This window comes from Brevibacillus fluminis, assembly GCF_052072235.1.
In the GTDB taxonomy this organism is placed as follows: Bacteria; Bacillota; Bacilli; order Brevibacillales; family Brevibacillaceae; genus Brevibacillus_D; species Brevibacillus_D fluminis_A.
Genome location: NZ_CM125436.1, coordinates 5,018,033 through 5,032,516, shown reverse-complemented (window position 1 = coordinate 5,032,516; position 14,484 = coordinate 5,018,033). Strand labels below are relative to the sequence as shown.

Below are 14,484 nucleotides of genomic sequence, written 5' to 3'. Positions count from 1 at the left end.
CCTCACTCGATCAATCCCAGCGCTTCGTACACTTTGACCGAAACGACGCCATTGCGGGCCAAATGATGGTCAGCCTGAAACTTTTTCAGGGCGGCGGTTGTGCTCGGGCCAAACTTTCCGTCACACGTCCCGTTAAAATAGCCGGCACTTTTCAAGCGGGATTGAATCAGCTGCACATCGCCGCCGACATCCCCTTGGGCTAAACGCCGTGGATGACGTCCCGGGTCCCCCAACACATGCCCATAAATCGTGACTTTCGTGCCGATCGGGATCATATCGAACAGTTCTGTGACATCCTTGTTTCGCATCCGGATGCAGCCGTGGCTTAGATGCTGCCCGATTGAATGCGGTTGGTTCGTTCCATGTATGCCGTATATTCCCCAAGGGACGTTTAAGCCCAGCCACCTTGGCCCGAACGACGGGCCCCAGTTTTTCCCTTTGTAGATGACGATGTACTCTCCCACAGGCGTAGGGGTGGACGGGTTGCCGACAGCAATCGGATAAGCCTTTATTTTCAGCCCTTGTTTCCGCACGATCAGCTGGTGCTTCAACGGGCGCACCTCGATGGAATAAAGACTTTGATCAGCAACAATCGGCAGCGATGGTTCCGCATGGGCAGCGGGGAACCCGATCGTAAAATGCGCGAGGGAAACAAGCAGACCGATCGCGATCGCTCGCGGCAAAAGAGAATGGATCATACGACTCATCAAGTATCACTACTTTATTCAAAAGTTTGTTCCGTAAAGGACCTCTTATATTGTTCCAGATGGTTTCGGTTTTTATGAGGGCGAGGCAGAAAGTGGCGATCGCTTAGGCCGACGGGTTTTACGAACTGTTTGCGTTTGACGGAATTTACGATACGTGGACAAGTTCTGTCGAATAAAAAAGAAGGCGACGCAGGTCGCCTTCTTTAATTATGTCCATTGTGCTGCATGTCTTTTCCGATTTCGTTCAGAAGTGTTTCTGTATAGACTCTGTTAAAAGGAGAAAGGTTTTTCGAGGATGTTTGAATGTCATATGCGGTTTTTCTTCTTTTGGTAATGATGTCAAGCATATAGCCTATACCGAACAAGCCGCCGAAGGCAATTATCATAAATACCCAGAGTGGCATCTTCAATACCCCCCTTTTTAAACTAGATACTATATTATATTCATTTTAACGTAGATGACATCTTTTTTATGCTTCCATTTTTTATGATTTAGTTAAAGTTTCCGCCAATGTAAAAAGGGCCCTCTCGAGTGAGAAGGGCCTCTTTTTTGTACAAATAAGTGCAACCGCGGCCCCCACCAAAAAGCTTGGCGTAGCCAGGTTTTCCGCAAAACTCATTGATAAATATGCGTTTTCACGCAAATTTACCCCTTACAGATCGTAATACAGCTCATACTCTTTCGGCGAAACGGTACGCTCCACTTGTTGAATTTCACCGCGCTTCAGGCTGATCCAGTTGTCGATCATGTCTTTGGTGAAGACGCCGCCTTCAAGCAGGAATTCGTGGTCGGCAGCCAGTGCGTTCAAGGCATCGCCCAGAGATGCCGGCGCGCTCTTGATCGATTCTTTCTCCGCGTCGGACAGATCGTAAATGTTTTTGTCGTAAGGACCGAAGCCCAGTTCACGAGGGTCGAGCTTGCGCTTGATGCCGTCGAGACCCGCCATCAACATGGCGGCAAACGCGAGGTACGGGTTTGCGGTGGAATCCGGCGTACGGAACTCGACGCGGGATGCTTTCGGCGTTACGGCAGCCACTGGGATGCGGATCGCAGCGGAGCGGTTTCCTTTCGAGAACACCAGGTTAACCGGCGCTTCGTAGCCTGGCACAAGGCGTTTGAACGAGTTGGTGCTCGGGTTGGTCAACGCGATCAGGGCAGGTGCGTGGTGCAGCAAGCCGCCGATGTAATAAAGCGCCATTTCGCTCAGGTTGGCATAGCCTTCTTTGTCAAAAAACAGCGGGGTGTCGCCGTTGAACAAGCTTTGGTGTACGTGCATGCCGCTTCCGTTGTCGCCGACGATTGGCTTTGGCATGAAGGTCGCTGTTTTGCCGTGCTTGGCTGCGACGTTGCGGACGATGTATTTGAACAACTGCAAATTGTCTGCTGTTTTGGTCAACGTATCGAAGCGGAAGTTGATTTCGCCTTGGCCGGCTGTCGCCACTTCATGGTGATGCCGCTCTACCTTGATTCCGGCTTGGCTCAGCAGGGTGCACATTTCGTTGCGCAGATCCACTTGGGTGTCAGTAGGCTGGACAGGCACGTAGCCGCCTTTGTTGCGCACTTTGTAGCCCAGGTTTTGGCCTTCTGCGCCCGTGTTCCAGCAAGCTTCGCTGGACTCGATCTGATAAAAGGAACCGGACATGCCGGAAGCGTAACGCACATTGTCAAAAATGAAGAACTCGGATTCAGGTCCAAAGTAAGCGGCTGTCGCCAAACCGATGTCCTGCAAATGCTTCTCCGCTTTTTTGGCTACGCTGCGCGGATCGCGGTCGTAAGGCGTGCCGTCCGGGTTCAGGATGTCGCAAACGATATTGAGGGTAACCCGTTCTGTAAAAGGATCGATATAGGCGCTGGATGTATCCGGCATCATGACCATGTCGCTCTCTTCGATGCTTTTGTATCCGACCAGGCTGGAACTGTCAAACGCAACGCCGTTCTCAAATGTGCTCTCATCGACTGCATAGCCGGGAACGGTGATGTGATGCTCGCGTCCAAGCATGTCGACGATGCGGAAATCAACGTATTCCACGTTCTTTTCTTGAATCAAGGTCAAAATGTCGCTAACTCCCATGATGATCCCACTCTCCATCTTCGTATTGTCACGGTTTCGATACTGGTATTATAGTAAGCGATGTCGAAATGTGTCAATAATATTTACGTAAAAATGTTAGAAAAGTTAACATGAAAACGTAACCAATTTTCGACTTTCCTCAAAGATGGCTGGATGTCTCTCACGCTTGGCGTCAGTCGGGTTTTCCACTACAATGAAGGAGCAGAATTCGTTCGTAATAAAAGCAAAAGAGAGCGGGGGAGTTCCATCCATGAAAGTGTTGGTACTGGGAGCGGGAGCGGTTGGCGGTTATTTCGGCGGACGGCTTGTGGAAAAAGGGGCGGACGTCACGTTTCTTGTCCGTGAGCGGCGGAAACAGCAGCTGGAAGAACGCGGGCTGATCATCAAAAGCATTCACGGCGACTTTTCATTTGTGCCCAAGCTGCTGGTGGCCGGAGAAGCTGCAGAGCCGTTTGATTTGGTGATTTTGACGATGAAGGCGTATCATTTTGCCGATGGTGTGGAATCGATTCGCCCATACGTTGGAGAAAACACGATGGTTCTTCCGTTATTGAACGGAATGGCGCATGTGGCCGCTTTGCAGGAAGCGTTCGGCAGCGAGCGGGTCCTCGGCGGGCTGTGCTTCATCGAGTCTACGCTCAACGCGGAAGGCGATGTCATCCAAACGAGCCCGGTGCACGAGATGCTGTACGGGGAATGGACCGGCGGAAGCTCGCAGCGGATGGAACAGCTTGCACAGCTTTTTGCCGGAGCGAACGCTTCGTACCGTGCGAGCGATAACATCCAGCGCGAGATGTGGCACAAATATTTGTTCATCACGACGCTGTCCGGCATGACCACGCTGATGAATTCGGCAGTAGGGCCGATCCGCGATGCGGCCGATGGGGTGGCCTTGACGCAGCAGCTTTTTGAGGAAGTGGCGGCCATCATGCGCAAGTCAGGCGCGTCGCTTGCCGATGACATCGTGGAGCGTCATATGAAAGTGTTCAACAAGCAAGGGTATGCGGTCAAATCCTCCATGCTGCGCGATATGGAAAAAGGCCAGCCGGTGGAAGCAGACCATTTGCAAGGATATTTGCTGGATTTAGCCAAGCAAAACAGCGTGGAAGCGCCGCTTTTGCGAACGATCTACAACAAGCTGAAGGTGTACGAAATCAATCGTTCCCTTTTATAAGGAAGAAGAGGTGGAAACCATGGAGGTCATTAAAATCTCCCCGCGCGGCTACTGCTACGGCGTTGTGGACGCGATGGTTCTGGCGCTGAAAACGGCGCAAAATTTTGATCTGCCCCGGCCGATCCACATTTTGGGCATGATCGTGCATAATGCGCATGTGGTGGATTCTTTTGAACAGCAAGGAATCATTACGCTGGACGGGGAAGACAGGCTGGCGCTGCTCGATAAAATCGACGAGGGTACCGTCATCTTCACCGCGCACGGCGTTTCGCCGGAGGTGCGTAAAAAAGCGCGTGACAAAGGGTTGACGGTCGTCGATGCGACCTGCCCGGACGTCACGAAAACGCACGATCTGATCCGTGAAAAGAAAGAAGAAGGCTACCACGTGATCTACATCGGGAAAAAAGGGCACCCGGAGCCGGAGGGGGCGATCGGCATCGCGCCAGACCATGTGCATCTGGTACAGACGCTCGACGAGGTGGAGGCGCTCTCGCTGCCATCGGATAAGCTGATCGTGACCAACCAGACGACGATGAGCCAATGGGACGTGAAGCATCTGATGGACGCGATCATCAAAAAGTTCCCGACCGTGGAAGTGCACAACGAGATTTGCCTGGCGACACAGGTGCGCCAGGAGGCGGTTGCGGAGCAGGCGGGCGATGCACAGCTGTGCATTGTCGTCGGCGATCCGCGCAGCAACAACAGCAACCGGCTGGCACAGGTTGCCGAAGAAATCGCAAACGTCCCGTCTCACCGCATCTCCGATCTGTCCGAATTGGACATCGAATGGCTGAAAGGGAAGACCAAGGTGGCGGTGACATCGGGGGCCTCGACGCCGACGCCATTGACGAAAGAAGTCATCGCATTCCTGGAGCAGTTTGATGAGCAAAATCCGGCCACATGGGAAAAGGTTCGGACGGTTAACATGAAGAAAATTTTGCCCACGGTAAAATAGCGGGAGGTCATTCCATATGCCCAGTTTGGCAACGGGCGAGATACGTACGGAGGCGAAACGCTCGTACATGTCGATCATTGGCCTGTATCTGTTCATTTACTACGGAACAGGCTCATTTTTTCCGCTCATGGCTCAGTATTACCAATCGATTGGGCTTAGCGGCACGCAAATCGGGACGATCAGTTCGATTACGCCGATCATCTCGATTTTTGCGCAGCCGATCTGGGGGATGCTTTGCGACAAGCTCCGCGTGCGAAGACCGATTTTGATGCTGGCGCTGCTGGCATCCTCCGCCATTTCGCTGCTGTTCACCCAGATTTCCACATTTGCCTGGGTCGTGGTGGTGTTTTCGCTTTTTTCCTTGTTTCAATGCGCGGTCATCCCGATCAACGACAGCATCGCGCTCAACTTCGCGAAACAGCAAAACATGCAATTCGGCAACCTGCGTCTGTGGGGATCGGTTGGCTATGCGATCGCCACGTTGGTGACGGGGTATGCCATTCGCTCATGGGGGCCGCACGCCATCTTTTTCTTTTTCGCGGCTGCAACCGTGCTGGCGATCGTATTTTTGCGCGGGATGAGCGATGAAGGCGAGAATGTGAGGGTGAACGGAAGCATTTTCAACGGCATCGGGGAGCTTGTACGGATGCCGCGGTTCGTCTTGTTTTTGCTGGGGGCCTTTTTCATCTTCGGGCCGATCAATGCGAACAACACCTGGTTTTCGCTCTATTACGAGCATATCGGCGGAACGGTGGTCGGAATCGGTGTGGCTTTCCTGCTGTTTGCGGGAAGCGAGGCGCCTTTTATGAAAGTAGCAGGTTATTTCGCGAGACGCTGGGGATTGGAGACGACGATTTTGATCGCGGCTGTCGCATCGGGCATTCGCTGGTTCTGGTACAGCACGGCGCCGACTACGACGATGGTGATCGCGATGTTTTTCATCCAGGGCCTGTCGGTCGGCTTCTATTTGGCGACCGCAGCACAGTTCGTCCGCGAAAACACGCCTTCGAGCTTGCAGGTAACAGCGCTGACGTTGTACAGCTCGATGGGGCTTGGATTGGGATCGATGTTTTGCAATCTGGTCGGCGGCGTCATTAAAGATACGTACGGCATTCTTCACACATACACGTTTTTTGGGATTGCCACGATGATCGGACTGGTGCCGCTCCTGTTGATCAAGCTGCGGACAAAAGCCAAAATCACCGAAATGCAATGAATGAAGCCCAAGCCCCCTCCCATAGAATGAAACAGGGAGGTGCAGGCATGGAACCGGATTATCAAGATATTCAGGCGAACAAAGTGGTCGCGGCTTTGGCTTATGTGATCTTTTTCATCCCGATGCTGGCCGCGCGTGAATCCAGATTTGCGATGTATCATGCCAACCAAGGACTTGTTTTGTTTCTCGGTGCCCTCGTCGTCAATTTCGTCGGCACGCTGATCCCGATCATCGGGTGGTTTATCATTGTGCCGATCGGCAATCTGCTGATTTTCGTCCTCGCAATCATCGGCATTATCAATGCGATCCAGGGCTTGGCCAAACCGCTTCCTTTGATAGGCAGCATCCAGCTTTTTAATAAGTGGTAGTGTGGGAAAGTTTTTGGTGAAAAGGCTTGCAATTCCGAATGGAACCAGCTAGAGTGAGTAATGGAAAAAACGATGCGAAAGACAGGGGTGAGTGTATGAGCGGCAAAGCGAAGCAAATGGCGAAAAAACTCGTATACTCATTCCTTCCAAAACACTGAAGCGTTCGCTGCTTCGGTGTTTCTTTTTTTGTTGAAGGTTGATAAGGACAGCCAAGTCAAGTTTGCAAGGGGGTTCGCAGGATGAACAGGTACAGGAGAGTGTTGATCAAACTAAGCGGCGGTGCTGTTGCGGGGCACAGCGAGTTTGGCTTTGAACCGGAGCGTCTGGAGCATATTGCCAAGGAAATCATGTCGGTCGCGGAGATGGGGATCGAGGTATGCGTCGTGATTGGTGGCGGCAATATTTTTCGCGGCAATATGGCGGAAAACTGGGGCATCGAGCGGGCCGAAGCCGATAATATCGGGACGTTGGCTACGGTCATCAACAGCCTGATGCTGCGCGGCGTTCTGAAGGCGAAAACAGAGCAGGAAGTCCGTGTCATGACGGCGATTCCGCTGGCATCGGTCGCGGAGCCGTACATCAGGCTGCGGGCAATCCATCATCTGGAAAAAGGGTATATCGTCATTTTTGCCGGGGGAAATGGACAGCCTTACGTGACCACCGATTATCCGTCTGTACAGCGTGCGATCGAGGTTGGCTGCCAGGCGCTGCTGGTCGCGAAGCAAGGTGTCGACGGGGTGTTGAGCGCCGATCCGAAATACGATGCCGACGCCCGCAAATACAAATCGCTTCATTACAATGATGTCCTGCAGCATAATTTGAAAGTCATGGACCAGTCTGCGTTCATTTTGGCCCGCGACTACAGCCTGCCGATCCATGTCTTCAATTTTGACCAGCCAGGCTCGATGAAGGCGATTTGTGAAGGAGAAAATATCGGAACGCTGATCAGCCAGGAATCGTACCTGGAGCTGGCGTAAAAATATCGCAAGCAGCTAACGCACAGGTTAGCTGCTTTTGCTTTAGCGACTCCGATGTCGTTACAAATGAGAGCCGCCGCTTGCATCAAGCAATTGACCGGTGATCCAGCGACTGTCATCTGATGCAAGGTAGGCAGCGATGTCAGCTACATCTTCCGGCTCTCCCCAACGGTTGAAGGTAGAAAGGCTGGCGGCATATTTTTGGCCGTTTGGATCTTGGAGCGTACCCGCATTCATTTCTGTGTTAATAATGCCAGGCAGGATCGCGTTTACGGTTATGTTTCGACTTCCCAGCTGTTTGGCCAAGGCTAGCGTGAATGTGTTGATCGCCCCTTTTGATACGCTGTAGGTGAAAACGCTTGGGGAGGCTGCGCGTGTTACAAACGACGATATGTTGATGATGCGGCCGCCGTCTTTGAGACGAGGCAATGCCTGCTGGGTGACAAAAAGCGGGGCTTTGACATTGATGCTCATCACCTCATCAAACGACTCTTCCGTGGCCTCCTGAAGGGTCAATATTTGCCCGATGCCAGCGTTATTCACAAGAATGTCAAACCGACTATCCCCGGTTCGTTCCCGAAGAGTCTCATCCAATGCGGCATATAAATCGCGTATGCCGCCAAGCGTGACCAGGTCCGCACCGATCGCGAAAGCGGAGCCTCCGTTTTTTTCAATCTGCCGCACAACTTCCTCTGCGTCATGTTGCCTTTTCCCATAATGCACGGCGACCAGTGCGCCTTCTTCCGCCAAGCGCAGTGCGATACCCCGGCCGATCCCCCTGCTGGCGCCGGTTACGAATGCGATTTTCCCATTCAATTTACTCATGCTCTCATCTCCTTGTCTGTGATTTATGTTAGTTATAGCATGAGGGGATATTTGAAATGTTGCTCTCTCATTCCATACGTGAGGGATCGAAGCGCAAAAAAGCCCCGTTTGGCTTCGGGGCTTTTTACATAGGTTTGTTGGCTACCCGCGATACGGGAATTGGGACGAGTACCCGTTGAATTGCTGATAGGCCTGCTGCAGCTTTTGCTGTTCGACAGCCTCCAGCTTGTACCAGCCTTTTTGGAACATGGTATTGTACAGCTCGCGAGCGCATTGCTGCGTTTCGTTCAGCATTTGGAGGTAATCGGCGTGCAGCTGCTGGTGGCTGGATTCCCATGCCGCGATGTTGAGCCCTTCCATCAAGTATTTGCATGTGGAAAGGCCATCGTTGATGAAGTCGCGGTCGTTCATCTCCGGTCCTTTTACTTGCGGCTCACCGGGCGGTTTCGGATTTTGAATGATGTTTTGGTTTTGCTGCTGCTGTTGCTGTCCGTTTGGATTGAGCAGTTGATTGATCATCATACATCGCCCTCCTTATTGCATCGTCTGCGGTTTTGGGATTTTGGCCATGGCGCTGTTGTTATCCACTTGCAGATGGGTGAGCAATTTTTGGTAGTGGCGCTGATGCATTTGCCCCGCTTTATCGAGCTGCTGCTTTACTTGCGGGTCTTTGACTTGCTGCGCATAAAACGCGAATTTTTTAAAAGCCATCAGCTCCCAGGAGAGAGCATCCTTCAAATAGGCAAGGTCTTTGCCCGTAATCACGCGCGGCGGTGTGGGAATCGGCACATTGGCTGCTTGTTGCACAGGGGGGATCAGTGTTGCTGGCATAATCATTCATCCTCCTTCACACGCATAGATGGCGTACAAGGAATAGGGTCTGCAAAGGAGGAGATATTATGCTCCCGCTACGGTGCCAACTCCAGGGAAACGATGTGGACATCGATGCTGGCAGGGGAGATATTGAGGCAATAGCTTGTTTCGTCGTACAGCGCTTGCTGCAACTGCTCGACGATCAACAGCAGATCATCACCCAGCGCTGCGCCAAGCGACAGCTGTACGGTGAGCCGGGGTAGATCGTGGAACGTGTATGTTGTTTTATGAATGCGTTTCACTTGTTCAAAGCGTTGGCACGTAATCTGGACGATTTTGCGCAGCACCTGCTCGTGAATCTGGATGCGTCCGCCTGAGAAGGACGGATGGACCACGGTCGTTTCGCCGAGCACCTCTTTTTTCGGCGAGAGGATTTGCTGGGCATGGGAAATGATTTTTTGGAAAAAATCTTTCTCGATCTCGACCCGGGGCACCGGGATGACATGTCTGCCTTGCGTCTCCCGCATATAGCGGGCCGCATCCATTTCGGCTGGCGTTTTCAAATCTTCAATCGGAATGAACTCGATCGGGTCGGTCAGCTGCAAGGCGCGGGTAATCCGGTGGATCATCCGCTGTGAGGTGCCGAGTATGAGCAGCGTCTCATACGCATGGTCCTGCAGCGCTTTTCTGACCTCGGCCGCATGCTCCTGGTAGTAAAAAATCGCGCGCTTGACGGCCTGGATTTTTGTTTTCTCATACTTGGCGGAGACGCCTGCCACTTTGCGGCCTTGGCTGATCAAGATGCCGTCATCGATGATGGCATCGACATTCAACTGATGGGCCAGCCGGAGGGCGATCGTACTTTTGCCGGTGCCGCTTGTTCCGTACAATGCATACAGCTTCATGGCTTGCACCCTCCTCGCATAAAAATTGACTAGCCCAAGTATACTACAGGTTTAGTTGAATTGCGCGCCAAGCTCCCGTGATCGTTCGGTTGCCCGAAGCACGGCGGAAACGACGGCTTCCTGGAACGAAAACGAATCCAGTACCTCGAGGCCGGCTTGGGTTGTTCCGTTCGGGCTGGTGATCTTTTTGCGCAGCAGGGCAGGCTCCGCATTGGTGGTAAGAAGCATTTGGGCCGCACCGAGGACGGTTTCCACGGTCAGACGGCGGGCGATTTCCGGTTTCAGGCCCGCTTCCACGCCTGCCTTTTCCATTGCCTCAATCATGTAATAAATATAGGCTGGGCCGCTGCCCGACAAGCCGGTGATGATGTCGAGTTCTTCTTCTGGCAGGGCATAAACGGTTCCGATCGCTTCGAACAGGTGCTTTGCAGTCGCGAGGTCCTCTTCATCTGCGAAACGGCCGCGGGACATGCCTGTGGTCGAGAGTCCGATGGCGGAGGAAGTGTTCGGCATGGTGCGAATAATCGCGCATTCGACGCCGAGCCATTCGCGCAAAAAGTCGGTGGACACGCCGGCGATGACCGAGATGACCAATTGGTCTTTGCGCACCAGGCCGCGCAGACTTTGGCACGCTTCGGCCACGTCTTTCGGTTTGATCGCCAAAACGAGGATGTCCGCTTTTTCGATCAGCGCCTTTTTGTCGCGCTCGATCTGAACGCCGAACGTATCCGAAAGCGATTGCAGCCGTTCTTGATCGCTGCGATTGGTGATGTAGATTTGCGAAGCTGGGACGAGTTCGTTGCGCAGTACGCCGCCGATGATTGCCTCGACGACCGAGCCTGCCCCGAGAAAGCTGATTGTTTTCGTATGGAACGCTTGGGCAAGCGAAAGCATTGTGTTTTTCGATTCCATGGTAATCCCTCCTTTGGGCGCGGGTTAGCGGATTTGTCCGTTTCCGCGAATGACATATTTGGATGTGGTCAGCGCCGTCAGACCCATCGGACCTCTTGCATGCAGCTTTTGCGTGCTGATGCCGATTTCGGCGCCAAATCCGAATTCTCCGCCATCGGTAAAGCGGGTAGAAGCGTTATGGTAAACAGCAGCAGCGTCGACTTCGCGGAGGAAGCGGGCTGCATTGGCCTGGTTTTCGGTCAGGATGGCCTCAGAGTGAGCCGTACCGTGCAGGGCGATATGTTCGATCGCTTCGCTGCAATCTTTGACAGTGCGGACCGCGATGATCAGATCGAGGAACTCTGCATCGAAATCGGCTTCCTCCGCTGTTTTCAAGATGGAGGCCAGCTCCGGGTGCAGGCTGCGGGTCCGCTCACATGCGCGAAGCTCGACGCCAGCTTCATGAAGCGCCTTGAGCAGCGATTGCTGGTGCGCGTGCGGCCAGTTTTCATGGAGCAGCAGCGTCTCTGCGGAATTGCAGACAGCAGGGCGGCTCGTTTTTGCATTGATGGCGATCGTTTCCGCCATTGGATAGGCTGCGCTTTCGTCCACAAAAATATGGCAGTTGCCGACGCCTGTTTCCAAAACCGCAACGGTGGAAGTCCGGATGACGCGCTTGATCAGCTCGGCGCCTCCGCGCGGAATGATCACATCGATCAAACCGTTCAACGTGCAGAGCGCATCTACCGATTCGTGGGCGGTGATCGCCAAATACTGAACGGCATCAGCAGGGAGATGCAGCGATTCGAGAGCCTGGCGGATGCTTGCGACAAGCGCCTGATTGGAAGCGAGAGCGGTGCGGCTGCCCCGCAGCACGATGGCGTTGCCGGTTTTCAGCGCGATTGCGGCCGAGTCTACGGTAACGTTCGGGCGAGCTTCATAGACCATGCCGATCACGCCGAGCGGTACGCGCACTTGCTCGATCTCGATGCCGTTTGGTCGCGTCCAGGCATCGATTGTCTCGCCGACCGGATCGGTCAGGGCAACCATTTCCTCCAGGCTGGCGATCAGCCCGTCGATCCGTTTGTCATCGAGCCGCAGACGATCAAGGTAGCTGTCCAGCTGACCGGCAGCCCGCGCCTGCTCTACATCCTCCGCGTTTGCTGCAAGAATCGTTTGGCGATCTTCATCAAGCTTGCGGGCGATCGCGAGCAGCGCAGCGTCCTTTTCCTCACGGGACAGCTGGGCGAGCCGTCTTGAAGCCTGTTTGGCCAAGCGCGCCTGTTTCTCTACCTGGTTTCGAATCTCACTCATTTCTCTCTTCTCCCTTCAATGCTCTTTTTTTGTCTAGTATGGAAAAACGGTCATGACCGCTTTGTTGCCGTGATGGTTTGGGCACATGCCCATTGATCCCGATGGATGACAGTACCGTTGCGCCGCAGCGTGCCTTCCGGCGAAAGCACCGAGCGCAGCGCACTTGCGTCAAAGCGGCTGATGCCACGGCCGATGAGCGTTTCGTCCTCCGTAAAGACTTCCACGACATCACCCTGCAAAAAGTCGCCCGTCACGTTTTTGATGCCGGCAATGAGCAAGCTGCGCTGGTTTTGCAAAATCGCGTCTGCCGCTCCGGAATCGACGTAAATTTGGCCGCTGGTCGGGGAGTGGAGGGCGATCCATTGCTTGCGGGTCGGCAGGGACGGCAAAGACTCCATGTCCTCAAGATAGCCGACATACGTGCCGTTTCCTTCGCCAGCGACGATCGAGAGCAGATCGGTTTCATCGGTCATGCACCCGATAAAGCTCGGCAAGCCCAGGCTTTGCGCCGTCTTGGCGGCGATCAGCTTGGAGCGCATGCCGCCGGTGCCAAGGCTGCCAGCGTCTCCGGCGAGCGCCTCAATATCCGGCGTGATGCTCTCGAGATACGGGATGCGGCTTGCATCCTCGTGCTTGCGCGGGTCTTTGTCGTACAGCCCGTTCGTATCGGTCAGGATGATATACAAGTCGGCGTGGACCAAACCGGCGACCAATGCGCCCAGCATGTCGTTATCGCCAAAGGTCAACTCTGCCACAGACACCGTATCGTTTTCGTTGATGATCGGGACGACTTTTTTGCTGAGCAAGAGCGAGAGCGTTTCGAATGCGTGCTGATACCGCTCGCGATCGGAAAAGTCGCCGCGCGTCAGCAAAATCTGCGCGATGGTGCAGTCGTGCTCTGCAAACAGGTCGGTGTATTTTTGCATCAGCATGCTTTGGCCGATCGCGGCCGCTGCCTGTTTGGCAACGAGCGTTCGCGGTCGCTGCTGATAGCCGAGCATCCGGTAGCCGCTCGCCACCGCGCCCGAGGAGACGAGAACGATCTCGTGCCCTTGCTTGCGCAGGAGGGAAATGGCGGCTACAAGCCGGGACATTTTGGCCGGATCGCAGCCGCCTTGTGCTGCTGCCAATGAACTGCTGCCTACTTTAACGACGATACGCTGCTTTGCCTTCTTCATGACACATACCTCCATATTTCACCGCGCAGATCAAAATAAAAAAACCCTTCCGTCCTCATGTATAAGGACGAAAGGGTTTGACTTTCGCGGTACCACCTTACTTGACGGCATGCCAAATAAGCAGCCATCCAGCTTTTCGCTCCGATGCAAGCAAGAGCGCTTTCCTTGGTAACAGGGGAAAGAATCCTGTCTAGGTTATCCCTAGCCCTCAGGGATGGGTTCAAACCGGTTCGTGGGCGAAATCTCACAGCCGACGGATTTCACTTTCTGGACCAGAAGGACGGTTCTACTATTTCCCTTCAACGCGTTCCGTTTATTTAGTTAGTAATTATGCCGAAGGATGCATCTTTATGTCAAGGGATCATGAAACATTTATCATTCAAAAATTTCTTTTTTGTACGCGCCCGACCGTTTGCTGATCTCGTATTTGTGCGTTTTTTTATCTTTTACGAGCCGGTACGTGACGGTCCGATCGCTTGCAAATTGCGGAAGCGTCGCATCGGTAACGACTGCGACAACGTCCTTGCCTTCGTTTTTGATCGTCGTGTTTTTGCCGGAGATGACCATGGGGAAGTCAGGGTAGGGGATGGCGATGTAAACCTTGTCCTTCACCACGGTCGTGTGCAGATGATTGTATATTTTTTCGGCGAGCGGTTTGGACCAATAGCGGGAAATATGTTTGATGATGGCTTCCTTCGTTTCCAAATGCTTGGGCATCTGCCGATAGGTGACGCCATCCTCCTTGACCGTCTTGGCGTCAGGCATGGAGGCGGCAGCGAAATGCAAGTCCTCCACGACCCGTTCCGCACGATTCAAAAACAGCAGCATATCTTGCTTGTGATACGTCGGATTATCGATGGCGGATACTTTTTCCTTTTTCTTTTTCTCATGCAGGTTTTTCGGATTCGTGATGCTTTTTAGCTTGATTTCTCCGTGTTCACCCGTGCATCCCACGAGCAGAAGGAATGAGAGCAGCGCAATGACCCGTTTCATCAACAGACCTCCTCACACCGAATGGTAGTATTTCCTATGGTGTGAAAGAGCGGCCCAAACTAACCGAGTTAATCATTTCCTCTCATATAGACTTGT

General features: G+C 53.4%; 15 protein-coding genes. 5 read left to right on the top strand and 10 right to left on the bottom strand.

The window, feature by feature from the left end:
- Positions 1 to 2: 2 nt before the first annotated feature.
- Both ACTID9_RS24720 and glnA read right to left on the bottom strand, forming a co-directional pair.
- On the bottom strand, positions 3 to 707 hold the full coding sequence (locus ACTID9_RS24720; RefSeq protein ID WP_441067690.1) for a L,D-transpeptidase family protein: 705 nt from the start codon (positions 705 to 707) through the stop codon (positions 3 to 5).
- 653 nt (positions 708 to 1,360) lie between these two features.
- Positions 1,361 to 2,779, bottom strand: a complete 1,419-nt coding sequence (glnA, locus tag ACTID9_RS24715; RefSeq protein WP_441067688.1) for a type I glutamate--ammonia ligase — start codon at positions 2,777 to 2,779, stop codon at positions 1,361 to 1,363.
- Positions 2,780 to 3,029: 250 nt separating this feature from the next.
- Between glnA and panE the strand changes: the two genes are divergently transcribed.
- From panE to pyrH, 5 genes are all read left to right on the top strand, one after another.
- Positions 3,030 to 3,953: a 2-dehydropantoate 2-reductase gene (gene panE, locus ACTID9_RS24710; protein ID WP_441067686.1), complete on the top strand. Its 924-nt coding sequence runs from the start codon at positions 3,030 to 3,032 to the stop codon at positions 3,951 to 3,953.
- A gap of 19 nt (positions 3,954 to 3,972) precedes the next feature.
- Entirely contained in the window at positions 3,973 to 4,908 is a 936-nt protein-coding gene (locus ACTID9_RS24705) for a 4-hydroxy-3-methylbut-2-enyl diphosphate reductase (protein ID WP_441067684.1), read from the top strand.
- Positions 4,909 to 4,924: 16 nt separating this feature from the next.
- Positions 4,925 to 6,124, top strand: coding sequence for an MFS transporter (locus ACTID9_RS24700; RefSeq protein WP_441067683.1), 1,200 nt, complete (start codon positions 4,925 to 4,927; stop codon positions 6,122 to 6,124).
- Positions 6,125 to 6,171: 47 nt separating this feature from the next.
- Entirely contained in the window at positions 6,172 to 6,492 is a 321-nt protein-coding gene (locus ACTID9_RS24695) for a DUF4870 domain-containing protein (protein WP_441067681.1), read from the top strand.
- Positions 6,493 to 6,731: 239 nt separating this feature from the next.
- A complete protein-coding gene (gene pyrH / locus ACTID9_RS24690) occupies positions 6,732 to 7,469 on the top strand; it encodes a UMP kinase (protein ID WP_441067679.1) in 738 nt (245 codons plus the stop codon).
- A 60-nt stretch (positions 7,470 to 7,529) separates the two neighbouring features.
- Here the strand turns inward: pyrH and ACTID9_RS24685 are convergent, their stop codons facing one another.
- The 8 genes from ACTID9_RS24685 to ACTID9_RS24650 form a co-directional block, all read right to left on the bottom strand.
- Entirely contained in the window at positions 7,530 to 8,294 is a 765-nt protein-coding gene (locus tag ACTID9_RS24685) for an SDR family oxidoreductase (protein ID WP_441067677.1), read from the bottom strand.
- A 141-nt stretch (positions 8,295 to 8,435) separates the two neighbouring features.
- Positions 8,436 to 8,816 carry a spore coat protein gene (locus ACTID9_RS24680; protein ID WP_441067675.1) on the bottom strand — a complete coding sequence of 127 codons (381 nt, stop codon included), beginning with the start codon at positions 8,814 to 8,816 and terminating at the stop codon, positions 8,436 to 8,438.
- Between the two features lie 12 nt (positions 8,817 to 8,828).
- Complete coding sequence (locus ACTID9_RS24675) at positions 8,829 to 9,125, bottom strand: ferritin-like domain-containing protein (protein ID WP_441067673.1); 297 nt, start codon at positions 9,123 to 9,125, stop codon at positions 8,829 to 8,831.
- A gap of 77 nt (positions 9,126 to 9,202) precedes the next feature.
- Positions 9,203 to 10,012: a hypothetical protein gene (locus ACTID9_RS24670; protein WP_441067671.1), complete on the bottom strand. Its 810-nt coding sequence runs from the start codon at positions 10,010 to 10,012 to the stop codon at positions 9,203 to 9,205.
- Positions 10,013 to 10,063: 51 nt separating this feature from the next.
- On the bottom strand, positions 10,064 to 10,924 hold the full coding sequence (gene proC, locus ACTID9_RS24665; protein ID WP_441067669.1) for a pyrroline-5-carboxylate reductase: 861 nt from the start codon (positions 10,922 to 10,924) through the stop codon (positions 10,064 to 10,066).
- A 24-nt stretch (positions 10,925 to 10,948) separates the two neighbouring features.
- Positions 10,949 to 12,217: a glutamate-5-semialdehyde dehydrogenase gene (locus tag ACTID9_RS24660; protein WP_441067667.1), complete on the bottom strand. Its 1,269-nt coding sequence runs from the start codon at positions 12,215 to 12,217 to the stop codon at positions 10,949 to 10,951.
- A 50-nt stretch (positions 12,218 to 12,267) separates the two neighbouring features.
- Complete coding sequence (gene proB, locus ACTID9_RS24655) at positions 12,268 to 13,395, bottom strand: glutamate 5-kinase (protein ID WP_441067665.1); 1,128 nt, start codon at positions 13,393 to 13,395, stop codon at positions 12,268 to 12,270.
- 375 nt (positions 13,396 to 13,770) lie between these two features.
- Positions 13,771 to 14,388: a DL-endopeptidase inhibitor IseA family protein gene (locus tag ACTID9_RS24650; protein WP_441067663.1), complete on the bottom strand. Its 618-nt coding sequence runs from the start codon at positions 14,386 to 14,388 to the stop codon at positions 13,771 to 13,773.
- Between the last annotated feature and the right edge of the window lie 96 nt (positions 14,389 to 14,484).

Bases quoted from the DNA above. Each gene is read 5' to 3' on its own strand.
- ACTID9_RS24720 (WP_441067690.1), bottom strand. From the start codon at position 707: ATGAGTCGTATGATCCATTCTCTTTTGCCGCGAGCGATCGCGATCGGT.
- glnA (WP_441067688.1), bottom strand. From the start codon at position 2,779: ATGGGAGTTAGCGACATTTTGACCTTGATTCAAGAAAAGAACGTGGAA.
- panE (WP_441067686.1), top strand. From the start codon at position 3,030: ATGAAAGTGTTGGTACTGGGAGCGGGAGCGGTTGGCGGTTATTTCGGC.
- ACTID9_RS24705 (WP_441067684.1), top strand. From the start codon at position 3,973: ATGGAGGTCATTAAAATCTCCCCGCGCGGCTACTGCTACGGCGTTGTG.
- ACTID9_RS24700 (WP_441067683.1), top strand. From the start codon at position 4,925: ATGCCCAGTTTGGCAACGGGCGAGATACGTACGGAGGCGAAACGCTCG.
- ACTID9_RS24695 (WP_441067681.1), top strand. From the start codon at position 6,172: ATGGAACCGGATTATCAAGATATTCAGGCGAACAAAGTGGTCGCGGCT.
- pyrH (WP_441067679.1), top strand. From the start codon at position 6,732: ATGAACAGGTACAGGAGAGTGTTGATCAAACTAAGCGGCGGTGCTGTT.
- ACTID9_RS24685 (WP_441067677.1), bottom strand. From the start codon at position 8,294: ATGAGTAAATTGAATGGGAAAATCGCATTCGTAACCGGCGCCAGCAGG.
- ACTID9_RS24680 (WP_441067675.1), bottom strand. From the start codon at position 8,816: ATGATGATCAATCAACTGCTCAATCCAAACGGACAGCAACAGCAGCAG.
- ACTID9_RS24675 (WP_441067673.1), bottom strand. From the start codon at position 9,125: ATGCCAGCAACACTGATCCCCCCTGTGCAACAAGCAGCCAATGTGCCG.
- ACTID9_RS24670 (WP_441067671.1), bottom strand. From the start codon at position 10,012: ATGAAGCTGTATGCATTGTACGGAACAAGCGGCACCGGCAAAAGTACG.
- proC (WP_441067669.1), bottom strand. From the start codon at position 10,924: ATGGAATCGAAAAACACAATGCTTTCGCTTGCCCAAGCGTTCCATACG.
- ACTID9_RS24660 (WP_441067667.1), bottom strand. From the start codon at position 12,217: ATGAGTGAGATTCGAAACCAGGTAGAGAAACAGGCGCGCTTGGCCAAA.
- proB (WP_441067665.1), bottom strand. From the start codon at position 13,395: ATGAAGAAGGCAAAGCAGCGTATCGTCGTTAAAGTAGGCAGCAGTTCA.
- ACTID9_RS24650 (WP_441067663.1), bottom strand. From the start codon at position 14,388: ATGAAACGGGTCATTGCGCTGCTCTCATTCCTTCTGCTCGTGGGATGC.